Origin of the sequence: Cytobacillus stercorigallinarum (assembly GCF_014836495.1) — a bacterium.
GTDB lineage: Bacteria > Bacillota > Bacilli > Bacillales > Cytobacillaceae > Cytobacillus > Cytobacillus stercorigallinarum.
Map to the genome: position 1 here is coordinate 15457 of NZ_JACSQT010000011.1, position 25607 is coordinate 41063.

Here is a 25607-nt window from a genome sequence, read left to right on the forward strand (position 1 = left end):
TTAAAAATGAAAAAAATCCTGCTTTCACAGGATTTTTTCGTCTATATTAAAGTTTGAAGCGTCCAATTAATGATTGAACATTTGCCGCTAAGTTATTTAAGTGTTTCGCGCTTTCCGTCACATTTTCCATCGAGCCGCTTACTTCTTCTGCAGATGCAGAAGTTTCTTCAATGCCTGCTGCTGATTCTTCGGTCACAGAGGCAATTTCTTCAATTGTACCGTTCATTTCTTGACTATTTGCTGTAATATCGTTAAGATTTTCTGCAATTTGAGCAATACTTTCTCCCATTTCTTGCAGTGAAAGGCGGATATCATCAAATGTTTGATTCGTTTCATCCATTTGCTCTTTTCCTTTTTCAACCTCTGTATATCCCGTCTGCAAGGAAACAACGACTTCTTTTGAATCAGATTGGATCGTCATGACAATTGATGTGATATCTTGAACAGATGCTGCCACCTGTTCTGCTAATTTACGAACTTCTTCTGCTACAACGGCAAACCCACGACCATGTTCTCCCGCTCTCGCCGCTTCAATAGCTGCATTTAATGCAAGTAAATTCGTTTGCTCTGCTACTTCTTTTATCACTGCAACCAACTTTGTAATATCTTGTGTTTGTTGATCCAATGTTTTCATTTTTGCTGTCGTTTGACTGACAATGTCATGAATCGTCTCCATTTGTTTCGTCGATTGCTGCATATTTAACGTACCTTTTTCCGTCATAACAAAAACATCTTTTGTTTTTTCTTGAATCATTTCACCATTCGCATTGGTCTGATCAATTTTTACAACAAAGTCATTCATAAAGGAGGAAATATCACTCGCACTTTTCGCTTGTGCTTCTGAACCGTAGGCAAGTTCCTCCATTGTTGTCGCAATCTGTGAAGTGCCTGCTTTGACTTCTTCAGAAATTAATTTCAATTCCTCACTTTTTGCTGTCACTGTGTGAGAAACGTCTTGAACATCAACGAGAAGCGTTTTTATTTGTTGATTCATTTCATTCGTTGCAATTACAAGGTGACCAATCTCATTTTTATGTTTAATAGGAAGTGGTTCATGAGTAAAATCTCCATCTGCCATACTTTTCATTCTTCCTACCACCTCATTCATCGGCTTTGTTAAGGTCCGGGTAATGAAGTATGACGTTACAATCGCTAACAATAAAACCACACCAATAGTGATTAAATTAGGTAACACGATGGCTTCCCCTTGTTTTTCTAGATCTTTCGTATTGACAATACCGCCGATAGTCCATCCTGTTGTAGGGTTCTCAATATAATGAATAATCTCCTCCCCTACCTCGATACGTCCTTGTGATTGTTCATTAGACTCTGCCGACAAATCTAATGAAACGGCTTGTCCAATAAGCGCGGAATCAGGGTGAGCAACATATTTACCAAAAGGATCGACAATCATGCCATATCCCGTTTCACCTACATCCATTTGATTAACCATCTCAATTAAAGTGTCAACAAGTACATCAGCCCCAACCACACCGACTAATTGGTCATTTTGGTAGACGGCTTGAGAAATCGTTATAATCGTTTCCCCTGTACTACCATCTTTGTATGGTGCTGTCCAAACGGGATCACCTTTTGCAGCAGCCGCCTCCTTATACCAATCTCTTTGTTTCGCAAGGAAATCACTTCCTAAATCAGCTTCTGGATAAATAACAACTTCACCCGTACTCTCACTAGCTGAATAAAAGTTAATGACAGCGTCAGTTGTTTCTTGTGTTTCGCCGAAATAGGCTAATACTTCTTGATTGTCACCTTCTGACGGAATGATGTCCTCATTCATCGTCATTCGGGTCATGATTTGATGCTGCTGCATAAAGAACATCTCAAATGTACCGTTTAAACTAGTTAATTGTTCTTCTACGTTTTGATCGAGGATCGCTGTCGTATTTTTAATACTAAAATAATAACTAACATAACTAACCGTCATGACTGCAATGATAATTAACGCTAAGAACGGCAGTAATATTTGAAATTGAATCGTGGATGTTACGCGGTTTAGGAATAAGTTTTCCTTCCCCTTTCGATCGAATAACTTGCCCATAAACATTCCCCTTTTTATCTAAATGCGTGATTAATGACCTATTAATAAAAAAATAACCACATCTTTTGTCCTGCTATTTTTATCGGCAGACTAAGCTATCCTTTCATATCTATCTGTAATGATAGAAAATTTAGTTTATTAGTCTTACAAAGGGATGTCACTGGAAGAATGAACATGATTCAAGTTATATTAGTAGAAAGTAATATGGAATAAGGGGACATTCGAATGAAAAAGAGCAAGTGGATTTTATTTACACTCGTTTTGTTTATAGTAGGCATGTACTTTATCTCTATGAATAAAGAAAAAAGTATCTCCATTGACCAAACAGAACAAGTTCAAGCAGTTGTCGATGAAACGAGTCGTGGAAAGGCTCAAGTTGATTGGCGCTATGTTTCAGCAATGGCAGAAGTGAAGTATGGTATTGAAGAAATAAGTGATGAGGAAATAAAACAACTAACAAATCAATTTATTATCGAAGAAAATGAAGCTTTTAAAATTAAAGAGATTGATAGAGTATTAGCAGAGAATGAGTATAACCAAGAAGAAAAAGAAGAAGTGAAAAATTACTATAATCAATTAACAGATCAGATTGAGGCAGCGGAGAATAATAATCTAAAAAAAATGCAACGAAACTTTATTAAAGATATTGAGGCAATTGCGATAGAGAACTATGAAACATATCGAATTCTCCCATCAATTACGATTGCTCAAGCCATTCTTGAATCCGATTGGGGAAGATCCACACTCTCATCCGAATATAATAACTACTTCGGAATCAAGAGCCATAATTGGGACGGAGAATCAGTAAACCTAGAAACGAAAGAGTACTATGATGAAACCATTGAGGATGCTTTTAGGGTATATGATCAAATGGAGGATTCCGTAAAGGACCACGGTGAGTTCTTAGCCACTCACGATCGCTACAAGAAAAACGGTCTATTCAATGGCACAACTTATATGGAGCAAGCAGTAGCATTACAAGACGCTGGGTATAGTACAATTGAAAATGAACAAGGCGAAAAAATCTATAGCGACCAATTGGCGCAGATTATTCAGCAACACCAATTACAATTGATTGACAGTAAAGTATATCAATAAAAAACAATTGAGAACGGATAGACCGCAACTACAAGTCGTTCTTAAAACAAAAAATCTATACCCTTTGAACAAATAGATATTGGTAAATTAAAAAAACACTCTCCTATAAGTAGCTAACTCTTTATTACCTGTCTACTTATAGGGGAGCCAAACAACTTCGGTTTAGTTTGTCTTACCTCTTTCATTAAGTTCTTCAAACCGTTTGTTTTTAAATGCACTAGCATGTTGAATCGTTACATCAGCACTTACTTCTACCTCACTTTTATCTAAGTAATTTTCTTTGTCCTTTTCCCAACTTTCAAAATCACTACGAAAGAGAATATGACCCAGATCAAGAAAGTCTACGCCTTCCTCTAACCCTAATTGGAATAAATCTTTAATTTCTTTCGTCAAGTGTTCCTTTGTTTCTGTAAGTAACTGATTATATTTCTGGTCATTTACCTTATTCCCAATACTTGCTTTCACGTCTAGTTGAACTTCAAAATGATAGTTGCCTCCCTCACTATCTACCAGCTTCTTCTTCGTTTTAATGTTATCAATTACAATAATTGTATCCTGATTTTCACCATCTGGCACTTTTAACGAAGACCTTTCTGTACCCTTGGATACCCACCTAATTCCTTTAATTGAATCCAAGATATAAAAACCTTTATAGTTAATATCTTTTATAAAAAAGGCGCCGCTATACGTCAACTTAGGCTCTTTCTTTAGGTTATTCTTCCATTGGGACTCTGTGATTGTGATGCCAGGTAAATAAGTCGTTTTCCCAGGTTCAAATATTTCTCGAAAAAATTGATAAAGCTTGATCGGTCTCACCATTGTGCTTTGTTTACTTGATCGATCCGGATGATGCAATAAGGTTTCAAGAGAGGATTGCTTGAATAATCCTAATGTGGACAATACCTTATCAATTGGATCTTTAGTAGCAAATATCCAAGGAGTTAACCGGTATTCATAATATCTCGTCAACTCATCCAATACATGATCAAGCCCACGCTCTATGATCGCTTCACTGACAACAATTGTAGAGATATGCGAAAATATAATGACTTCCTGTTCAGATTTATATAATTCAAAATACGCATCTAATAATGTTTTTCCAGAAGAAGTAGAAATATATGTTTGAGCAGGGCTTGTTTCTCCTTCTGTTTTTGCCACAGCTTCAAGTCCAACTAGTTGTATATATAATTGGTATTGCCCATCTTTAAAGTCTACACCTAAGGCAGTTGCAAAATTCAGGTTCTGTATCTCTTTCATGTCAGACTTACAGGATGCACATGTCACTAGGAGAAGTAAACATACTAACGAAAGGCAGAACTTTTTCATTTGCTCTTTCTCCTTATACTTGCAATCCAGTTATCATTCTTTCTTCTGTGAAAAGGATTTACCATGAAAGCGGACAAAAACTTACTAAAATTCAGAGATGTGATCGGCTCTAAATAAGCCACTTTAAATGACTCGAGTCTTGTTAAATAAATAACAATACTGATGAAGCTTAAAGCGAATCCATAAACCCCTAAAAAAGTAGAGAAAAGCATCGTATATAATCGGAGGATCGTTACAGTACCAGTAAGTGATTGATTTACTAATGTAAAAGTGGCGACTGCCGCCACAGCAAAAACAACAAGCAATGTGGGAGAAGCAAGCCCCGCTCGAATGGCCGCATCTCCAATTATAATACCCCCTACAATTGAAATCGTTTGTCCTAAAGCAGTCGGCATCCGAACGCCCGCTTCTTTTAGTAATTCAAAAAGAAGGAGAATGAGAAACGATTCTAATGGTAAAGAAAAAGGTAATCCATGGCGCGAAATTACGATGGTTGCAATTAAAGGATAAGGTAGTTGGTCAATATTAATATTCGTGATGGCAAGGAAAAAAGACGGCACGAATATAGCGATAAATAAACAAACTACTCGAAGTAATCTTTGAAAGGCAACAATATAATAAGGAAAGTGAACATCTTCAGGAGATTTGATCATTCCTAATAGGTTCATCGGCCCTATTAACACAGTAGGCGACCCTTCAACAATGATAACAAATCGACCTCTAAGTAAACATTGCGCTGCAAAGTCTGGCCTCGTAATATAATCTATAAGAGGAAAGAGTGAAAATGTCTTATCTGATAACCATTGTTCAAGTTGCCCCGCACTAATAAGGCTTTCGACATCGATTTTTGCTAGTCTTTTTCTCGCCTCGTCAATCACATTTTGCTTAGCCTTTCCCTCTAAATAGACCAGCACAGTTTTTGTATCTGTTTCACTCCCAATTTGAAAGACTTCACTCTTTAACTTTTCTGTTTTAATTCTTTTTCTAATCAAAGCCAGATTTGTATGTAATTCTTCCGTAAATCCGTCTCTTGCCCCTTTTAAAGCAACCTCCGTTTGCGAGTCTTCAGGTGAGCGATGTGGAATTTGTGCAATATCGATGGCAAAATAATTTCTGCCACCGTTTACATAGAAAATCACATAACCAACTAACAAATGACTCACCATATCCTTTGTTTGATGGATTTTAAAAAAAGTCGGCCATTGCAGTGTCATTTCTTTTGAGCGGTATCCTTCATTGAAATAAGTCACAATCGCGTGTACATAACGGTTAAATTGTTCTCTACTAATCATTCCATCGGCGTATAAGGTGAGTACATTTTGTTGTGTAACCAAATGGATATCTGATGTTTGATTAAATAATTCTTCTAAGTGTCGATGGTTTAGCTTTCCGGTATCTAAGAGTTTATCTAATTGTTTATATTGACTTTCCTCGGTCATACTCTTTTTCACCCTTTCGGCTAGGAAGATAGCTCACGAACAATAAAATAATGGTCATAAACACCCCAAAACATAGGGCAACCTTGTAAAAGTAATGTTTAATGATATGGAAAACAAGGATATCGCTTGTCTGTAAGGAAAAGATGGCATATAAGATAAGGGCAGTTAAAGTTATGAGCATAACCTTCCACCACTTTTTTTGAATATGGAGTATTTCCGGAATAAGAAATAAACACAATGAGACTCTGATGGTTACACCACTTAATAATTGAAACACAGCTAAAGCATCCACATGGGATATTAAATCCCCAATTGACACAAGCCGCCATTGTTCAAAAGCGGGAAACCGCATATTAGCAGCCATACTTGGACCAAATGATGTTAATGAACCAATGGTGGGCCCCATAATAAGCATCGTTAAACCAGTTAATAACAATATTAAATACCAGTATGGTATCTTCTTTTCAAAATAATGATGAATGATAAAAAAGATAAGTAAATCTACACTCCCACCTAGCACGATGATTACACCTTCTATAACAGAAGCGTCTTTATCAGCAAATAACGGCAAAAGGTAGGAATAATCTTTTTCCTCTAATGTTGCAATCGCGACAAACATACCTAATCCCCATACAATCGGCAAGAGAATGGTCGAAGTATAGATAATCGTTTTGAATCCCGAAACGGCCGCCCACACACATAAAAAAATAAAGGGTAAGGCAACAATCCATATAGGTGTAAATGGCAGGAAAAAAATATGCACGGATTGGATTAAATCAAAAAATGAAACAAAACCAGCAACAATAAAATACAACAGAAACAAACTCATAATACTATAGGCAACAAAATTACCTACTCTCTTTTTCAACCATATAAAGGTATGTTCGCCTTCTTTGTTTTTAGATAAGATAAGCTTATACAGATATATCCAAACAAACATAATACCGTAGGCGATTAATACGCTGAACCAAGCATCTCGTTTAGCTAAACCCAACAAATGGGGTAAAATGAGCACATGATTAGATATGCCTATAAATAAAATAATGACAAAGGCAAGTTGAAGGCGAGAAAACTTCATTTATCCACCCTCTCAATCATCCATAATATATTTGGTATTATTTGTTTAAATGTCTAGCTTATTCCTATAAACCTAAATTAATAAACAGCTGAGAGAAACATGTTTTTTGGGTGGTCTTTAATTGTCAATTCACACAAATTCGGAGTTAAATTGCAGATTAGGGGACTAAATAGAAGGTTAATGATTTATAAATGAAATTACTTGGAGACCGAAGGGTGTGGTTTTTGAATCTGAATGACGTGCAAATACCTGCTACTTGGCTTTTGAGCTTTTGACTTAATAGGTTGACTTAAATGTAAAAGTCTTCAAGCGATAACTCAATTGACCCCACTTCAAACAAATAAAAAACCGTAACAGAAAACGATTGATCCGTTTCTTGTTACGATTATATTCCCAATCTAACTATTTCCTTTTCTTCATATACAAACCGACAACAATCAGAACGACAACAACAACTAACCCAATAAATAACCAATTCGCATGATGTTCATCTTTTTCTACCACTACCTCAGCAGCTTCTGTCTTACTCTCTTCATGAATAGAAGATGTTTCTCCCTCAACTACAGGTTGATCTTCAGATATAGATAAGAACTGCGCCACCTCTTCACCATTATCGTGATGGTCTTCCATTAGTAATGAGGTTGTCACATACATTCCTTCCCAAATAGTAGGGTCAACAGATGATGCATCTACATATGGATGAGCAGCAAGAGTGATCGTTTCATTACCTATTTGGATATGATATTGGTGCGTATCTTTCCCATCAACACTTATCTCTTTTTGTTCGACAGCTTCAACTAGACCAACTGGTCCTTCTGTAAAGCCTGCCTCTTCAATTAACGAACCTCCATGTTCACTAATAAATTTAGCAAATGCTTCTCTTGTTAATCCTTCAGAACCATTTTCAATTGCCAGTTCACCTGCAAAAAAAGCTTCATTTACATCAGCAACTGTCGCGTTCCCCTCAAGTGAAGAAATCCTCCCATCTTCTACTGCTTGTTGGGCCGTATTTTCCCCTTCAAGGTGATAATATGCTGCGAGAAACTCAGCCAATTCTTTCATCGTCAATTTGTCATTTGGTCTGAATGTGGCAGTTTCGTCTTGGTTATTCGTCATCCCTAAAGCGGTAATAAACAATATCTCACCTTTTGCCTCTGTATAATTTAAATCATTATAAGCATTATCCGCATTCATCACATGTGCATGAACTTGTGACGTTATCAGTATAAATAACACTGCACAGATACTGACGATTTTCTTCCACATCTCTTTTCTCTCCTTATTTGGTTTGTAATTGTAGATAACCATTTTTTTGAGTAAAATATGGTTGGTCCACCCCATCTAAGTTCTTCAAAGTTTCATAGGATAAGGTAAATGGAATCAATTCATCCAATAACTCCTTCGGTAAGAAAAATCCATTATAAAAGCCTTCTTCTAAGATTAAGCTTGCTGATTGTCCATCCTTATTCTGTAGGACTTGACCGATTAAAATAACATGTCCCTCCGGACGCTCGTACACCATATACACATGATCTGCCCGAAAATAATAGGATAAGTCACTTTCAGTATTTAGCCATTCTCCTGACAATCGATACGTACCATCTGGTTGAGCCTCTGCCCAATGAGTTAACTCTTCATTAATTCGCTTATTATCGCGCTCAATACCGGCAATAATATGATCTTCTATTTCAGCCGTCCAATCGATATCTAAATAGTTAGCGATCTGTTCTAATCCTAAACCTTCATTTTCTGCTAAATATGTCGCCCTAGCTTGGATGTTTTTCTCAATCATTCCTAATAACTCTTGATGACCTTCTAGCGCATCCTTTGCTGCCTCAAGTTGCTTAAACGACAGATAAAGTGTGTTTAATTCCTCTAAATACGCATGAATCTCCTGTTGCAAAAGCCAGTAATTCCCTTGAATATCAACAATATCTTTTCCGCTTTTAGTCATAGCGAGCCATGTATCTAGACCGACGTCACTATATAATTGCAGCTGATCAACTGCTATACCTTGATCCTGCTTGAATGTTGTTTCTAGCGATTCCACCTGTGGCTCTAGTTCAGCTATTTGCTTCTCTGTTGCCTTCATCTCATCCTTTAACTTATCAATCGTTGATTCATCATAGACAATTGCAAGAAAGTCAGCAAAAGCGCCTGTCAAGTGAGCATAAACAGGAAGTGTAAGTCCCATAACAAGCACAATAGTGAGTATGACTTTTTTAAACATCACGAATCAACTTCCTTGTTGCAAGAAAACTTGCCCCAATGCCAATCACTATACTTACAATACATTGCATACTAAAGACGATGATCCGATTAGAGCTATCTAACTGTATTAAAAAAGGCACAGCTTGTTCAATTGGCTGTAAAACCAGTTCAAATAGAGCAAAGGTAGAGAAAAGGCTGATGATACCGCCCACTAACCCAAGTAATAAACCTTCAATTAAAAATTGTAATCTGACATGAGTAGGATTCGCTCCTACTAATAGCTTGACACGAATTTCTTTTTCTCTTTGATATAATGCTAGATGAAAAGCAATGTAGGCAACCATACAAGCAATGATTAGTAGAATGAGGGTAATGATACTACCATATGTATCAACTTTATTAATCCACCCATACAGTGTCTGAGCCATCTCTTGTGGATAGATGACTGCTTCAATGCCCTGCATACCATCTAAAGACCGAGCCACTTCCTCTATTAAACTTGCATCTGTCACTTGGACTCTAATAGCATCATTCATCGCCCCATTCGTAAAGGAATCCAACAAATGCTCTCTATTCACAAAAAAATGTGAGAGACCAGCTAACACTTCATCGCCTGATTCTACTTCTACAGATTGAATAAAATCATTCTCTGCAAGCACAGAAGATAGTTGTTCGGTATCATACCCTTCCTCTACGTACACCTTCATTGAGATTTGCGACTCCACATAAGTGATAGTATCTTCAAGGGCGAGCCTCATTAAAAGCAGACAACCGATTAAAGTGACAGCTACAAAGATAAGAATAATAGATGCAAGCGATGCACCTTTATTTCGCTTCAGTCCAGATTGGACATCGTCCCATATATAGCGCAGTGACTCAAAGCTCATAAACCTTTCCTCCCTCAATCACCCATGACTTCTCATTCATTTGTTGAATCAGTTGTTCAGAGTGAGTGATGACCAACATAGCTACACCTTCTTCTTCGTGTAGCTCTTTTAACAAGGTTAATATTTCGAGAGAAGTTTCTCTGTCAAGATTGCCAGTTGGTTCATCAGCAAGAATGAGCTTTGGTTTATTCAATAAGGCACGAACAACAGCTGTACGTTGTTGTTGCCCTCCTGATAGTTGCTTCGGAAAATGGTGGAGATGACCTGCCAGTCCTACTCTTGTTAGTAGACGAACCGCTTCGTTCTCTATCTCCGTTTGTTTTTTTCCTAACACCTTTCCTGCAAGCATGACATTTTCTAACACTGTCTTTCGCTCTAATAGTTCAAAGGATTGGAAGACTACACCCATTTTTCTACGTAATTCATATTTCTTCATTTGTCCAATCTCTTGCCCATCAATCAGAATGTCTCCGCTATCTCTCTCTATTTCTCTGTAAAGTAATTTAATTAACGTGCTCTTTCCAGACCCAGATTTTCCTTTTAAAAATGCGAACTCATTCGATTCAAGCTGAAATTGGACGTCCTGTAAAACCTTTCTGTCTCCGTAACTCTTTGATACACGATTTAATACAATCACGATTAAATCTTACCTTCCTCAAGCCAAGGAAGAAATCCGCGTAAAAATCTTTCTGTTGCCGGCATAAAATAAGAACCGTAATGAAAATCAGGATCGAGCGTCGTATTAATCCAAGTTCCTTTTGAACTTACTTTATCAATATAAAACACCGCTCCACCATCTTCTGTCGCTACTAATACTTCACTACCTTCGGGTGGCCAGTATACACCGTGTTGATGCCATGTTGCATCAGATAAGGTTAAATAATTTTGGAATAAATCATGGTTTTCTCCTGTTAATACGAGACCGCTTTTCGCATCTTTCTCTAACCACCACCAAAAATTCGTAATGCGGAACTCCCAATCATGTTTAGGTAACCAATCAAAGCCTTGCGGACCAAACGTCACAACAATCCCACCATTATCTGCATAAGCATGAATTTTTTCGACGTTTTCCTTTAAGAGTCCTAAATGCGTTTGTGATGGAATGAGCAAAACATCGATATCTTCAAAAGATGCCTCCGCTAACTCTCTAATAGGAATTAATTGATGGAAATGTTTAGCGAACTCAGACGTTTTGTATGTGCGGTGGTGCTGTGAACTTCCTCCATAAACAACAGCAATCTTTCTCATGATTGTACCCCCTGAATTGTTTTACTATATTCCTCTTCTACCCATTGTTTTAATTGTGGGGAAATGCGTGACGTTGTTTTCTCTAGATCATTACTTCCCATATAACCGAATAAGTCAAAGCCCACATGAACAAGAATCGTCCCGTTTGTACTTTGGCGATCGATATATGTAATCGGTTCTTTTCCATCTAATGTAAGAAGCACCTCTGCCCCTTCTGGTAACGGATGATGACCACGAGCAAAAAATCCAGCTACTCCTTTATTAAACGTCATATCATCCTCTAGTACTCCTTCAAAAATCGGGTGATTTGATTCAATTTTTACTGCATAATCTTGAAAACTCTTAATCTCCTTCGGCACAAACGGGCGGCCGCCTGGTAACCAATCTGTAACTAGATTGCCAGAGAATACGACGATTTTGCCTTCATCTAAAAATGATGAAATTATTTCCTTATGTTCAAACAGAAAGTCCTGATCGCACATACCCCCAATAACTAAACAGGCATAAGGAGTTAAGTCAGTATATGGTAACTCGTAAATATCTACATGTGTAAAGCCAGTTGAATCTTGATTTTCTAAACGAGTTTGAGCAAAAACACCACCCGCGTTTAATGAGATAAATTGAATAGTCATTTTTTAACCTCCATGATTTTCTAATATGAATAATGCTTCTATTAAAGTTTTCGTATAAGGATGTACCGGATTCATAATGACATCTAATGTTTCCCCAGTTTCAACGATTTCTCCATTTTTTAAAACAATCAATCGATCGCAAAAGTCACGTGTTAACGCAATATCATGTGTAATAAATAAATAGGATGTACCTTCTTGTTCGTTCATCTTTTTCATTAGCCGAATTAAATCCAGACGTAAAGATGTATCTAGCATAGAGGTTGGCTCGTCAGCTAATATCAGTTTCGGTTTACACACAAATGCTCTTGCTAATCCCACTCTTTGTCTTTCCCCACCAGATAATTCATGTGGATAACGGTTCATATAATAGTCTGGTTCGAGATTTACACTCCGAAGTGCCTCTTTCACCAATTGGGTTCTTTGCTCAAGATTGCCCTTTTCAATTTGTAAAATATGAAGGGGCTCTGCAACAATCTCATGAATCTTCATCCGGCTCGACAATGCCTCATAAGGATCTTGAAAGACCATTTGAATATCTTTCGCTAATTGACGGCGTACTTTCGCCTTCATTTTAGTTAGCTCATTACCAACAAAAAGGATTTCTCCACTATCTGCTGTTTCTAAGCCACTTATTATGCGACCAATCGTACTCTTGCCTGCCCCGCTTGCACCGATTAAACCGACAATTTCCCCTTCCTTCATGGAAAAAGATACATCGGATAATACTTTCGTCTGCAAGGAAGGTGAGCGATAGAATGATTTTTTCAATGAATTAATGCGTAATAAATCCGCACTCATCGGCTCACCTCCACTGTTTCTTTCTTCGGATATAGCGTTGGTATACTATCGATTAGCACTCTTGTATAAGGGTTTGTCGATAACTTAGATAACTCAACAGATGGTCCTTCATCTACCTTTCGCCCTTCCTTCATAATCATAAGTCGATCAGTCACACTCAAAACGGAAGGAAGGTCGTGGGAGATATAAATCATTGAAATACCTAACTCTTTTTGTAGTTTCCGTAATAATTGCACAATCTCTACCTGGACAATGGCATCAAGTCCTGTTGTTGGTTCATCTGCAATAACTAGTTTGGGCTTATTAATTAAAGCCATCGCAATGATTACCCTTTGCTTCATTCCACCAGATAATTCATGCGGATAGGCGAAGCGCCATTTCTCATCTAAACCTACCTTTTGTAATACTTCAACAACTCGCTCATCCATTACTTTGGCACTTAATTGATAATGTGCCCTGATGGCTTCTTGCAACTGCTTATCAATACGGATAACAGGATTTAATGCATTCATGGCCGCTTGTGCAATATAGCCAATTTCCTTCCCGCGCATTTGCCTAAGTCCTTCATCATCAAAATGCTGTACGAGGTTCCCTTCAAAGTAAATCTCACCTGACTCTTTCGCCGGTCTCTTTAATTGTTGAATAATCGCTGTAGCAATGGTTGACTTGCCACTTCCTGATTCGCCAACAATCCCTAGCACTTCACCATTTTTCACCGCGAAACTTATATCATCAACAACAGAGCGATAATCACCTGATTTTGGGTATGCAACTGTGAGACTCTCAACAGACAGCAGAACACCTTTTGATGAATGATGTTCTTTTGTTTTGACAAGTTGTTTCTTCCTTTTTTCTCTTACAGAATAATCGCCTAAACGTGGATTGAATCTTTCTTCTAGATAGTAGCCCATCAATGAAAAGGCTAAAACGACAATCACGATACATACGCCTGGAGGAATAATCCACCACATCCAAGCTTCTGTTAAGAAAGCACTTCGGCTATTCGCATAAAATAAAATACTTCCCCAACTCTTTGTTAACGGGTCACCCATTCCTAAAAAGCTTAAAGAGGATTCCATTAAAATGGCTGCATTCACTCCTGTTACGAACTGAGGGATAAAGATCGGTACCACGCCAGGTATTATATGTTTATAAAAAATATAAAAGTGGCTTGCACCCATTGTTTTTGCTGCTAAAACAGGGCCAGTATGTTTGATAGAAAGGGTTTGTGCGCGAATTTGTCTCGCTTTACCTGCCCACATAACTAATGTAATAACAAACACTAATGTAAAAATCCCTGCTCCCATATAAACTGCCACAACAATCATTAATGGCAGGAAAGGTAAGGTAAGAACGATATCTATTATTCTTAATACTACTGTTTCAAATCTACCGCCTATATATCCAGCTAACACACCTATTAAACCACCGATAAAAACGGCTAGAATAGCTGAGGCAATACCAATAAAAAGTGAAGTCCTAGCGCCTACAGCCAACTCTGCCAATAGATCTTGCCCCATATCATTTGTACCTAATAGATGTTCAAGATTAGGTGATTGAAAAGGAGGTCCTGATGCTTTATAGGCATCGTATGGAATCATCATGGGTCCAAAAATGGCAAATATCAACATAGCTGAGAATAAAACTAAACCCGTTAGACCAATCCACTTTGTTGTTTTACGCATGAGTGATCTCCTCCCCTTTCTCTTCTTTCCTATTGCGAACACGCGGATCAAATAATGGATACGTTAAATCAGCAATTAAATTGGCCAATATGACTCCCATTGTCACAAGTAAAAAGACACCTTGTAGCATAGGGAAATCTCTAGCCGTTACGCTTTCATACAACAAGCGACCAATTCCTGGGTATGAATAGACCGTTTCAATGACGACCGCTCCACCAAGTAATGTTCCCACACTTAATGTGAAATGGGTGTAAATTGGTAATAAAGCATTTCTTAAAGCATGCTTAAATACAAGTGCTCGTTTCTTAATACCTTTTGCTTCAGCCACTGTCATATAATCTTGTCCCAATGATTCCAACATACTAGAGCGAGTGAGCAAATAATTAGAGCCGACTGTAGCTAAAGTAATCGTCAGCACTGGTAATATGGCATGGCTAACGACATCCTTAATGTAGCCCCAAGTTGTACCATCCTGTACCATTGAGACCGCACCGAAAGTAGGAAACCAACCAAGCTGGACAGCGAATATGGATAGAAACATCATCCCAATCCAAAAGCCAGGAATAGATTCCAATGTCAGCATCCCTGTTAATATGGTTAAATCACGTTTCTTTCCTCGGTTCCATGCCGAATATGCACCCGCACTTACACCAATTACAAGACTAAGAATTAAAGCCGTCCCTACTAACAATAATGTCCAAGGGATTCGTTCTGCTAACACTTCAGTTACTGCCACACCATATTTAATTGAAGTGCCAAAATCTAAAGTGAAAACGCCTTTTAAGTACGTCCAATATTGCTCCCATAAAGACCCACCGAGGCCCAATGAATGTAGGGCCTCTTGTTTTTGTTCTGCTGTTAATTCATTGATTGTTGTTTCACCAAAGAAATATAATAACGGGTCACCCGGAGCAAGACGTGGCAAGGCAAAATTAATCGTTAAAGTAACAAATATCACTAATATATATTGACCTATTTTGTTTTTCACCTTCGCCAAATGCTTCATTATTATCTAACTTCCTTACTCTACTAATTGCACTGGTGTAGTGGATGAAACTTCACGTGCTTCTTCTGGTAAAAAGCTGAATTTATTAATAATACCAAAGCCTAAAGATTCAACATATTGATCATATACATCTGCGTTATACGCATAGATTTCTTCTGGATAATAAAGGGCTATCGCAGTTGGTTGCTCATTATACAGTGTTTGCATATCAAAAGAGATTGCTTTACGTTCTTCGATTGTAGTCGCATTCATCCAGTTCGATACTAACTCGTCCATTTCTGGATAAGGTAGATCTTTCGTCCAAAGATAAGAAGATCGATGGGACATAATGAACTGATCCGGGTCAGCTACACCATGAGGGCCAATTAAACTTACATAAGATTCAAAGTCATCTTCAGATACAGCTGCTGTATAAGTTGCTGGATCCATTGTTTTCACTTCGAACTGAATGCCGATTTCTTTCATTTGAGTTTGTAACATTTCTGCTGTCCGGATATATAATGGCTCTGCAGAAGAAACACTAATATCAAGTTTTAATTCTTTTCCTTCTGGTGTTTCACGATAACCATCATGATTGCTATCTTCATATCCAAGGTCATCTAACATATTGTTAGCTTCTTCAATATTAAATGGTGTTGATAATTCTGGATTTGTCCATGGTGAATCTGGATGCGGATATCCTTTTTCACCCGCTCTTCCTTGTCCTAAAAGTACTGTACTTACGATACTCTCACGATCAATTCCAAGAGAGATTGCTTGACGAAACTCCTCTGAGTTAAATGGTTTCATCTCATAATTCAATCCAAATTGTACGATTGATAACGGGGATGTGCTTGCCAACTTCATAGAGTCAGTTTTTTGTAAAGTTTCTTGTAATTCAGCTGGTACAGTTCTTGTCGTTGTATCAATCTCACCAGATGTCAACGCATTGAACATCGCTGTTGAATCTTTAATAATCGGCATACTCAACTTGTTCACAGTCGGTGCACCCATAAAATAATCAGTATTTGCTTCAAATTGATAATATTGATCTGGTTCATATGCTGTTAATTTGAATGGACCTGTTCCAATTGCTAAATCCGTATGTTTGCGTGGATTCTCAACATTTTCCCAAATATGTTTTGGTAAGATGGGTAAATCGGCAAATGTGATAGTTGCCATTGAAGGACAAGCATAAGCGCATTTGAATTCTAATGTTTCCCCATCTTCTAAAATCTCAATGGTATCAACTTTTGGTACTTCACTTACATGGTGCGTATGACGGTTTGGTGGTCCATCACGGTAGTATTCATATGTAAACTTCACATCTTCAGCCGTAAAGTCTTCGCCATCATGCCACTTAATACCCGAACGAATTTTCACATGCCATGTTGTATCATCTAGCTGCTCTGCTGATTCAGCTAACCAAGGTTGTGGTTCATCTACATAAGGGGATGGAGAAAATAATTTATCGTATACAAGATCTGTTAACCAATCCATGTTTCCTGTATAAATATTCAATGGGCCAACATCACTTGGCACCCCAATTCTCAATTCCTCTACTTCTACATTATTTTTATTCTCGCTACTAGCCTTTCCTTCAGATGATGACTCACTAGAGCTACATCCAGCGATAATCATTAGTACAGCAAGACTAATAAGACCTAATACTTTCTTAAACATCCTCTCCATTTCCCCTCTCTTTTATATAAAATATATTAATATCATTTTTCAATAAGTAGATTATCATAGTTGAGAAAGATTATCAATATCATTTAAGTGGGATAATATTCAATCAACCTTTTAAATATAGAGTTTTATTGACTTTGTTTAAGAAAAATATTCTCAGCCGTTTCTCAATTGGGAATTTTATCATTATAATTTTTTGGTTATTATTCAAAATATTGTTAAAACTCTTTTTTAGAGAAGGAGTCCTTATTGAAGTTATTTAAGAAGGGTTTATATATAGAAGCGATGGTTGATTGTCCACTGTTTATGGATGAAAAGTGATGTTAGATTAGTGTCCTGAAAGAATCTACAATTAGCTACGTTTTTTTTACCCATAATAGATCTCAGGAATAGCTAAAGATAAATACAAATATACTCAATCTTTTCAAGGGTTTTGTTTTATGTAGGCCGAACTATATGGAGTGTGAGACGAATAGGAGGGATATACATGAACCAGTATAGTCAATTTACGAAATTTATGACGAAAGATAGCCAAGGTGAACAAATCCTACCTTATGCACTATATATCTACACTTGTCCCATTATAAAATAGGTGTAAAAAAGGAGCACACGTATGTTCATTGCTGTAATAGGATTCATCTTTATCATGGCTACTTTATTTGCGATAGAACGTAAATTAGCTAAATCGAATGAATTGCAAGCAGAAATAATTGCGTTATTAAAGGAAAAGAAAGAATAACTAGATTATTTTTTTATCCAAAAGCCTGCGAGGCAATGGCAAATAGTTGATTTGTTCTTGATGGTATCGAATTTGAATGTAACATCATCATTGGTGGCTCATTGATCAACTCAAAACCGGCTGCTACTAACAATTCCTGCAACTCGCCTTGTCGTGCTAGAATATCTATCCTTACGCCCTTTCCTTCTCTTTTCTTAAGCTGACTGATGATTTGAAATGCTGACTGGGTATCTGGTGCAACGATTGGGCCAAGAATAGTATAAACTGGACCAAAGATTGAAAGACCGTACCCGGTTATCTTTCCTTCCTTATTTTTAAGGACTAGGCAATCTTTACTTTGCTTGATTCGCTCTGAAAGAAACTGCGTTCGATTAGCACCAAAGGCTCGCTCATCTAGGGCAATGACTTCTTGAAAATCCTTTTCCTGCTGATATGGCACCACTTGTGGCGAAAATATAAGCGTATGATCATTTAAAAAATGAGTTGGCGCAATCAATTTCTTTACTGCCCCTGCCATTTGGAAGCCGATTTTTTCATAAAGCGGCTGGCCATAGGCAGTTGCGATTAGTTGAATGATTGTTTGCTCATCTACTTGGCCAATACATTCCTTCATTAAGGTCATTGCTAACCCCTTTCCTCGATAATTCTCATGAACAATTACCATACCAATCGAAGCAACCCTCTCCCCGTATGGCATGATTGCTGCAGACGCCACTACCTCACCAGCCTTATTTTTATGGCCGAAAACCTTACCTGAATTTAAAATAGTCGTTACTTCAGCTTGATCATAATCCCAGCCAACTGATTGCGATAATCGGATGATGCCATCTATATCTTGATGAGTTAACTTTTGCGGTATCATATAATCTGGTCTCCCATTCTTTTTTTATAAGATATATTGCCGTATTCCGAGTGATTCTACCGCTAATTAGACAAAACCACAAAGGAAGCAACAAGAACAAAAACAACAGCTAATGATAAACCTAGTTTCACCCAGCCCCTCTTCGTTAATATTTTTTGCTCGTCTTTATCTTTTCTGACTAAAATTGCGATTGAAAGGAAAGCAATCATAAAGACAACAAATGGGAAAAAGGCATTCATCGTTTCACCACTTTCATTGATTAATAGATTTTCGCAAAAATAACAAAGCTTAAAAAAACGGTGATAATCATCAGAGGAGCAAGAAAGTTTAACAATTGCAGTGCTGTTATACTGATGAAACTGAAATGCAATAATCCGCTAAAAACAAAATAATATATCAAAAGAGCGATAAAAGAAGCTGATAAACCCTTCGTCCGAATTAATCGCATTCGTTCATCCTTTTGCTTCCATTCTGGATACAAATAACCTAAACAGTAGCACATTATTGCTATGGCAAGTGGCATCAAAAAAGTCATCGTCAGTTCTGTTGCTAAAATCGATACAGTCAGTAAAAATAGCGAGATGATGAGATGAAAAGATCCAATAACAATGAATATCCTTCTCGATCCATCCACTTTACCCCTCTCCTTTCAATGGCTTTTCATATATAAAAATATCTTCTATCTTTGCTTGAAATAAATGAGCAATTTCAAAGGCGAGTGGTAAAGAAGGGTTATATTTTCCCTTTTCTATTGAAATAATGGTTTGCCTTGAAACGCCTAAAGTGGTAGCTAACCGATCTTGTGAATAACCAAACTCTTTTCTATAGTGCATTAAACGATTCTCCATATGTACCACTCCTAATTATATCCATTTTATAGTAAAGGTACCTTTACGTCAAGTTCACTTTACATATTCTTTATTCAAAAAAAACGACTCTCCTTATGAAAAGTCGCTTGTGGTGGTTTTGTTATGTAGCAGAATCGGTCTGTTCATCTTCTTGATATTCAAGTAGGTCACCAGGCTGGCAATCTAATGCTTTGCAGATTGCTTCTAACGTGGAGAACCTTACTGCTTTGGCTTTACTATTTTTAAGAATGGACAAATTCGCCATCGTGATGCCTACTCGTTCTGATAATTCCGTTACACTCATTTTTCTTTTTGCTAACATTACATCGATATTAACGATAATCGCCACATTCTCACCTCAGATGGTCAAATCATTTTCTGACTTTATTTTTAATACATTATATAAAAGTTCTTGAAGGACTGCGGAAAAAATCGAGAGAACCGTTGTTACAAATATAATAACAAATCCCACCAATGTCACTCCTGGATGAATGGCATCTTGCGTGAATAAAAAGATCATACCAATTAAATAGATTCCACTAATACTGGCACAGGAATATTTAATCGCTCTTAGTGCAGCTACGGAATGCTCTGAAAAACTTTCATTTACACTAATATATCTTAACAGCTTATACCCTTGATACAAAGTAAAATAGAACGGAATGGCCGATAGGTACATCCCAAATAATACGGGATATTTTAAATAAGCATAGGCTGGATTCAGCTCTGCTGTTTCTTTTGCTAAAAACGGCAAGCCGATGCAAATCCCTAACACAATCAAGCCAAGAATCACAATCACCACTTTTAAAAAGAGAACTTTCCCTTGTCTCATAAACACACCTCACAAATTATAATTATGCCTATCTTACCTCATTATTTATTGAAAAACAATAAATATTTATTCCTTACCGTCCTGTGTTTAAGATATATGAAATAGCTAAACATGAATAGCCAATTATCTTACCAAAAGTATTTAATGTATAGAGAGTTATTTAAATGTAAATTACAAAGATAAGAGCCTTACTACAAATAGGATGCAGTAAGGCTTGTTAAAGCTTGTTCCTTTTATACTCATGCACCTTATCGTATTGTAAGGTAACCAATTATAATGGGTATTAGCGTTAAGGATAGTATTTCGTATTAATGTCTTAAGGCTCATTGAGAAATTCTAGTATTTTACTCCAAGAATCCTTCGCCGCTGCTGCATTCGTTGCTTTTGTACCACCAAAAGTCATTGTCACTCCTCCCCCAACATTCATTAATACATTGGACGGAAGGTTGACGAAGCTATACGGAAAAGAGATAAAGTGACCTGCATCCTTATAATACAAATAACGATTTTGACTAGAGTTGTTTTCAGCGTCTTTTAACTTCTCTTCCATCAGTTTTACATATTTTGCTGATGGCCATAGTTGATCATCTTCCCCTGAAATGAACATTACAGGGGCTTTTATCTTTTCAACGGGAATTCTTGATTCCCTAATCCCCTCCTCGTCATTTAACGTGTTATCCCAAATCGAAAGATAAGAAATTGGTTGTTTTAATATCCAGTTTTTAAGTAAAGTGAACATGGTGGAAAATCGATATTTAAACCTTAAATATGGTAATGGTTGTTTATCCATTGTCCATGAGGGTATTGGCGCAAAGATCCCATTTTTCATACCCGCTGTTATATAAGCACTAGGTGCACATGCAATGATTGATTTGTAGTAATCAAAAGTAGCTCCCAAGAGTAGGGCAAGTTCACCGCCTCTCGAATAACCAATTAAACTTACCTTTCCATTCACAAAAGGGTGTTCTTGCAACCAAATAGTTGCTTTTTGAAAGTACTCTAATGGGATATTTTCTAGGTCCTTCGGTACACCTACTCCTCCAAAATAAGACAAGGCAAATGTTATATAACCTTTAGAAGCTAATAAAGCAGCTGCATGTTCCTTCGATCCACCATCGGAACCACTTAATAGAATAACCGCAGGATATTTCCCTTGTGATTCAGGCTGAAATAACGTTCCATTCACTTCTTCAATCTGGATCACTTCTTTTTTTACTCCAGATTTATAGAAATATCGGAATATGGTTAATGAATCTACCTCTACGTCATTTACTATTAACAACAAGTTGATAGTCACTTTATCCAAGTTGCCTTTCTCATAATAATCATCCAATTTTGAATCAGCATGTTTCATAGACCAAAACAAACCAGAACCATCCACTTCATTATAAGTTCCTTCGATTGGCTTCTGAGAAGATACATCGATTTCGCCTTCTTTATTAGCTATAAATCTAGCATACGAATAAAACATTTTTCCTTTTTCATCATATGTTATTGCTTTTATAAAGACTTCAGCATTGGCCAAACACCCCGATACTTTTATCATTACATCTTCATCAATATACGAATCTATCGGACTAATTCGCAAAACTGGTCGCATCTAATCCCCTCACTCCACTTTATTAAGAATAGGATTTCAAAAAAATTTATAGCCTCTTACTAATCTGTGTAATCCAAACTCTTATTTACATCTCCTATCATTTATTCACAAGTGTTTCATAGATGATTAATTACAACTTATAAGTTCTTTATTCACTAATTGTGGTTTAAATGACAGTAATAAATAATAACTTCCGAAATTCCTACTCGATATTTTCCTTATTTTCAAAATTATAATACAACTAAATTAATCCAATTAAATCCAAAATAATGATTTACTTCATTAAAGAATTGTATGATAATAATTGGAAAAAAACTCTATATATGGATATATCATATTTTAGTTAAATTGCAAAAATGGAGTAATGACAATACACATCCTCATTTTCTATAGATTGTTAAACTTATATAAATAAATTCTCTGGGTGAAGGATGAAATAAATGAAGATACTAACAAAGAGAAAGTGGATTTTTATTATTATTTTTCTATTAGTTATTACAATTATCCGAGTGTCTTGGATGAACTTCATAGAGAAATTAGATTATCCATCGGCCCCGTCGGCAAAACAAGGTGAATTAGATTTACGGAATTGGGATTTCTCAAATAAACAAACATTTATGTTAAATGGAGAATGGGAATTCTATCCAAACGCTCTCATAACACCAAACTCACTTCCTAAACAAAATAAAAAATATCTTCACATTCCTTCCATTAGTTCCTGGGATGAATCATTTGCAGAAAAAGATAAGTTACGGTATGGGACATATAGGCTAAAAATTTTGATTAATGATAGTGATATTGCTACTCTTGGATTACGGCTAAACTCTGTCAAAGATGCAACATCAATCTATGTGAATGGAAAACTTATAGGGGGCTCAGGAACCCCAGCTATAAAAGAAAATCAGCATGAAGCAAATACGATACCTTATTCCGTTCGTTTTGACACAAATAAGAGTGAAATTGAATTGCTGATACATGTATCGAGTCATCTTAAAGAAGCAGGAATTTTAAAACCTATACGTTTCGGAACGATTGATGCCATTAACCACCGAGTTTACATTTCAAACAATTTACAATTATTGCTTTGTATTGTTTTAGCTTTACATCTTATATATGGCATCATTTTATTCTTTATTGGATCCACTCAAAAAAAAGTAATGATATATTTTTCACTATTATTATTTTCAGCGATTATTAGTGTATTAGCATCTGACGATAAATTGTTATTTACATGGTTTAGTATCGATTATGAACTTCAGGTAAAAATCAGCTATTTATCATATATTGGTATTGCTGCTTTTATCCCGTCCTTTATTCACAATCTATTTCCTAACCCGAAAGATAAAAAAATATTAAGATACTTTTCTCTATATTGTATTTTGGATATAGGTTTTGTCTTACTATCTTCATCCAAAGACATCATTAATCTAATCCAGATTGTACTTGGTAGTGTACTAATATTATCTGTAGTTATATCTATCAACATTCTACGGAAGTTTATAAACGAGATAGAAGGAATCATCTTCCTTATCATAGGCTGTTTAAGTATCGCTGTTAATTTAATATGGACAAGTAATTTGAGTGATGCATCCATTGATTTGATGCATTATCCTTTTGATCTTATTTTTGCACTACTATCTTTTACGGCATTTTGGTTTAAACGTTTTTTTATTGCGACATCAAATGCAAAAAAACTGGCTGAGCAATTACAGCTCGAAGATCAACGTAAAGATGATTTCTTAATTAAGACTTCTCATGAATTAAGGAACCCATTACATGCAATTACGAATATGGTTCAAACAATTCTAGAGGATAAAGCAAAACCACCTCATAACGAGCACAAAAAACATTTAAGTATCACAATAGATATAAGTAAGAGGATGTCCCTACTATTGAATGATTTACTTGATGTCACTCGTTTGAAACAAAAAACAATTCAACTGAATATTAACAAAGTTCATTTGCCTGTCGTAACAGTAGGGGTCATTGATATGTTGAAATTACTGGGAGATAAAAAACCGGTTAAATTTATAAACGATATATCAAACACATTCCCTCCAGTCCTAGCCGATGAGAATAGACTCATTCAAATTTTGTTTAATCTATTACATAACGCGTTGAAATTCACCGATGAAGGTACAATTATAATCCGTGCTACAAGTATAAATGGAATGGCTCATATTGAAGTTGAGGATACCGGAGTAGGAATGAATACTGACGATATACAAAGAATTTTTAAGCCTTTTGAACAAGCAAGTGAGAATAATAGAACGGATAGTAATGGAATAGGTATTGGGCTGAGTATTTGTAAGGAGTTAGTTGAATTGCACAATGGCGTTTTATCCTTAAAATCAACTTCAGAAAAAGGCTCTATTTTCACATTTACGCTTCCGATACTAAATGAGTGTGTTGAAGCAGAAAACACTTCTCCGTCAAAGATAGATAAACAGATGATTAGTAAAGCTGCTGCAACGATCGAACAAGCTCATTCAGATTCATTTTATGATTTAGAAAATGTTCATCTGAATAAAAGAATGAAGATACTAGCTGTCGACGATGATCCCATTAATTTGTATGTTCTACAAAGTGTTTTAAAAAATGATGGTTATGAAATAACAACGGTATCAAACGGTTTTCAGGCAGTAGCTAAACTTGAAATTGAATCCTATGATCTTGTCATCTCAGATGTTATGATGCCGCAAATGTCTGGTTATGAACTTACCAAGATTATTAGAAAGCGCTTTAGCCTAATTGAACTTCCTGTACTTTTACTAACTGCTAGAACTCGGTCTGAAGATATCTTGACAGGATTACAATCAGGAGCTAATGATTATGTAACAAAACCAGTTGATAGTTGGGAGTTAAAAGCAAGAGTTAGGGGTTTATCTGAATTAAAATTAACTTTTGAAGAACGGTTACGTATGGAGGGAGCTTGGTTACAATCCCAAATTCAACCTCATTTTATCTTTAATACTTTAAACTCAATTGCAGCCCTTAGTATGATCGATACACCTCGAATGCAACTTCTACTTGAGGAGTTTAGCAATTATTTACGTTTAAGCTTTGACTTTAAAAATACTGAACCTACTGTTCCACTTGATTATGAGCTTTCCCTTGTTCATTCATATATTTATATTGAAAATGAAAGGTTTAGCAATCGTTTAACTGTTATTTGGGAAATAGATGAACATGTTGATATACATGTACCGCCCCTCTCCATCCAAACACTTGTGGAGAACGCTGTGAAACATGGAATTCTACAGAAAACAAGTGGAGGGACGATTCGTATCCAGATAAGAAAACAGAATACCTTTACTCATATCTCTATCATTGATAATGGCCAAGGAATATCAACAGATAAACTTCAAGATATTTTTAATCAAAAAAATGATTACTCTGAAGAACAGGGCATCGGATTACTTAATACAGATCGTCGATTAAGGCAACTATATGGGAAAGGTCTAAAGATTAAGAGTGAACCTGGACAAGGAACCGTTGTTAGCTTCTCCATTCCCAATAAATGAGTCGTTTGATTTGAAGGCACTACTTCATTTGAACAATCTTTATAAACCAATGATTCTAAGATTCACT

General features: G+C 36.4%; 24 protein-coding genes. 3 read left to right on the forward strand and 21 right to left on the reverse strand.

Features of this window, described 5'->3' with window-relative positions:
- Positions 1 to 46: 46 nt before the first annotated feature.
- Positions 47 to 2059 (reverse strand): methyl-accepting chemotaxis protein, encoded by a 2013-nt coding sequence (locus tag H9655_RS18185; RefSeq protein ID WP_191816672.1) that lies wholly within the window; start codon positions 2057 to 2059, stop codon positions 47 to 49.
- 225 nt (positions 2060 to 2284) lie between these two features.
- Here H9655_RS18185 and H9655_RS18190 point away from each other — a divergent pair, with 225 nt between their 5' ends.
- On the forward strand, positions 2285 to 3157 hold the full coding sequence (locus H9655_RS18190) for a glucosaminidase domain-containing protein (RefSeq protein WP_191816673.1): 873 nt from the start codon (positions 2285 to 2287) through the stop codon (positions 3155 to 3157).
- Positions 3158 to 3319: 162 nt separating this feature from the next.
- Here H9655_RS18190 and H9655_RS18195 read toward each other — a convergent pair whose 3' ends face one another.
- The 13 genes from H9655_RS18195 to H9655_RS18255 all read right to left on the reverse strand — a co-directional run bounded on the left by H9655_RS18195 (position 3320) and on the right by H9655_RS18255 (position 17129).
- Positions 3320 to 4483, reverse strand: a complete 1164-nt coding sequence (locus H9655_RS18195) for a Ger(x)C family spore germination protein (RefSeq protein ID WP_191816674.1) — start codon at positions 4481 to 4483, stop codon at positions 3320 to 3322.
- On the reverse strand, positions 4480 to 5922 hold the full coding sequence (locus tag H9655_RS18200) for a spore germination protein (protein WP_191816675.1): 1443 nt from the start codon (positions 5920 to 5922) through the stop codon (positions 4480 to 4482). Before H9655_RS18200 ends, H9655_RS18195 begins: the two co-directional genes overlap by 4 nt.
- A complete protein-coding gene (locus H9655_RS18205) occupies positions 5900 to 7000 on the reverse strand; it encodes a GerAB/ArcD/ProY family transporter (RefSeq protein WP_191816676.1) in 1101 nt (366 codons plus the stop codon). The genes H9655_RS18200 and H9655_RS18205 overlap by 23 nt, the downstream gene beginning before the upstream one ends.
- Before the next feature lie 402 nt (positions 7001 to 7402).
- Positions 7403 to 8266, reverse strand: a complete 864-nt coding sequence (locus H9655_RS18210) for a hypothetical protein (RefSeq protein WP_191816677.1) — start codon at positions 8264 to 8266, stop codon at positions 7403 to 7405.
- Between the two features lie 13 nt (positions 8267 to 8279).
- Complete coding sequence (locus H9655_RS18215) at positions 8280 to 9233, reverse strand: hypothetical protein (protein WP_191816678.1); 954 nt, start codon at positions 9231 to 9233, stop codon at positions 8280 to 8282.
- A complete protein-coding gene (locus H9655_RS18220; RefSeq protein ID WP_191816679.1) occupies positions 9223 to 10098 on the reverse strand; it encodes a cell division protein FtsX in 876 nt (291 codons plus the stop codon). Before H9655_RS18220 ends, H9655_RS18215 begins: the two co-directional genes overlap by 11 nt.
- On the reverse strand, positions 10088 to 10735 hold the full coding sequence (locus tag H9655_RS18225) for a cell division ATP-binding protein FtsE (RefSeq protein WP_191816680.1): 648 nt from the start codon (positions 10733 to 10735) through the stop codon (positions 10088 to 10090). Before H9655_RS18225 ends, H9655_RS18220 begins: the two co-directional genes overlap by 11 nt.
- A 2-nt stretch (positions 10736 to 10737) precedes the next feature.
- Positions 10738 to 11346, reverse strand: a complete 609-nt coding sequence (locus H9655_RS18230) for a hypothetical protein (protein WP_191816681.1) — start codon at positions 11344 to 11346, stop codon at positions 10738 to 10740.
- Positions 11343 to 11978: a phosphate starvation-inducible protein PhoH gene (locus H9655_RS18235; protein WP_191816682.1), complete on the reverse strand. Its 636-nt coding sequence runs from the start codon at positions 11976 to 11978 to the stop codon at positions 11343 to 11345. The genes H9655_RS18230 and H9655_RS18235 overlap by 4 nt, the downstream gene beginning before the upstream one ends.
- 3 nt (positions 11979 to 11981) lie before the next feature.
- Positions 11982 to 12776: an ABC transporter ATP-binding protein gene (locus H9655_RS18240; protein ID WP_191816683.1), complete on the reverse strand. Its 795-nt coding sequence runs from the start codon at positions 12774 to 12776 to the stop codon at positions 11982 to 11984.
- On the reverse strand, positions 12773 to 14461 hold the full coding sequence (locus H9655_RS18245) for a dipeptide/oligopeptide/nickel ABC transporter permease/ATP-binding protein (RefSeq protein ID WP_225230742.1): 1689 nt from the start codon (positions 14459 to 14461) through the stop codon (positions 12773 to 12775). The genes H9655_RS18240 and H9655_RS18245 overlap by 4 nt, the downstream gene beginning before the upstream one ends.
- Positions 14454 to 15467 (reverse strand): ABC transporter permease, encoded by a 1014-nt coding sequence (locus tag H9655_RS18250; RefSeq protein ID WP_191816684.1) that lies wholly within the window; start codon positions 15465 to 15467, stop codon positions 14454 to 14456. The genes H9655_RS18245 and H9655_RS18250 overlap by 8 nt, the downstream gene beginning before the upstream one ends.
- Positions 15468 to 15482: 15 nt before the next feature.
- Positions 15483 to 17129 carry an ABC transporter substrate-binding protein gene (locus tag H9655_RS18255; RefSeq protein ID WP_225230743.1) on the reverse strand — a complete coding sequence of 549 codons (1647 nt, stop codon included), beginning with the start codon at positions 17127 to 17129 and terminating at the stop codon, positions 15483 to 15485.
- A 619-nt stretch (positions 17130 to 17748) separates the two neighbouring features.
- Between H9655_RS18255 and H9655_RS22780 the strand changes: the two genes are divergently transcribed.
- Positions 17749 to 17874 carry a hypothetical protein gene (locus H9655_RS22780; protein ID WP_263600764.1) on the forward strand — a complete coding sequence of 42 codons (126 nt, stop codon included), beginning with the start codon at positions 17749 to 17751 and terminating at the stop codon, positions 17872 to 17874.
- Positions 17875 to 17887: 13 nt separating this feature from the next.
- Here H9655_RS22780 and H9655_RS18260 read toward each other — a convergent pair whose 3' ends face one another.
- From H9655_RS18260 to H9655_RS18290, 7 genes are all read right to left on the reverse strand, one after another.
- Positions 17888 to 18736 (reverse strand): GNAT family N-acetyltransferase, encoded by an 849-nt coding sequence (locus H9655_RS18260; protein ID WP_191816686.1) that lies wholly within the window; start codon positions 18734 to 18736, stop codon positions 17888 to 17890.
- A 62-nt stretch (positions 18737 to 18798) separates the two neighbouring features.
- A complete protein-coding gene (locus H9655_RS18265) occupies positions 18799 to 18975 on the reverse strand; it encodes a DUF3976 domain-containing protein (protein ID WP_191816687.1) in 177 nt (58 codons plus the stop codon).
- A 20-nt stretch (positions 18976 to 18995) separates the two neighbouring features.
- A complete protein-coding gene (locus tag H9655_RS18270; protein ID WP_191816688.1) occupies positions 18996 to 19370 on the reverse strand; it encodes a permease in 375 nt (124 codons plus the stop codon).
- A 1-nt stretch (position 19371) separates the two neighbouring features.
- Positions 19372 to 19584, reverse strand: coding sequence for a helix-turn-helix transcriptional regulator (locus H9655_RS18275; protein WP_191816689.1), 213 nt, complete (start codon positions 19582 to 19584; stop codon positions 19372 to 19374).
- A 121-nt stretch (positions 19585 to 19705) separates the two neighbouring features.
- Positions 19706 to 19933: a helix-turn-helix domain-containing protein gene (locus H9655_RS18280; RefSeq protein WP_191816690.1), complete on the reverse strand. Its 228-nt coding sequence runs from the start codon at positions 19931 to 19933 to the stop codon at positions 19706 to 19708.
- Positions 19934 to 19942: 9 nt separating this feature from the next.
- Positions 19943 to 20416: a DUF2975 domain-containing protein gene (locus H9655_RS18285; protein ID WP_191816691.1), complete on the reverse strand. Its 474-nt coding sequence runs from the start codon at positions 20414 to 20416 to the stop codon at positions 19943 to 19945.
- A gap of 316 nt (positions 20417 to 20732) precedes the next feature.
- Positions 20733 to 22016, reverse strand: coding sequence for an acyl-CoA thioester hydrolase/BAAT C-terminal domain-containing protein (locus H9655_RS18290; protein WP_191816692.1), 1284 nt, complete (start codon positions 22014 to 22016; stop codon positions 20733 to 20735).
- Positions 22017 to 22456: 440 nt separating this feature from the next.
- On the opposite strand from H9655_RS18290, the gene H9655_RS18295 reads away from it, so the two are divergent.
- Positions 22457 to 25540, forward strand: coding sequence for a sensor histidine kinase (locus tag H9655_RS18295; RefSeq protein WP_191816693.1), 3084 nt, complete (start codon positions 22457 to 22459; stop codon positions 25538 to 25540).
- The last annotated feature ends 67 nt before the right edge of the window (positions 25541 to 25607 follow it).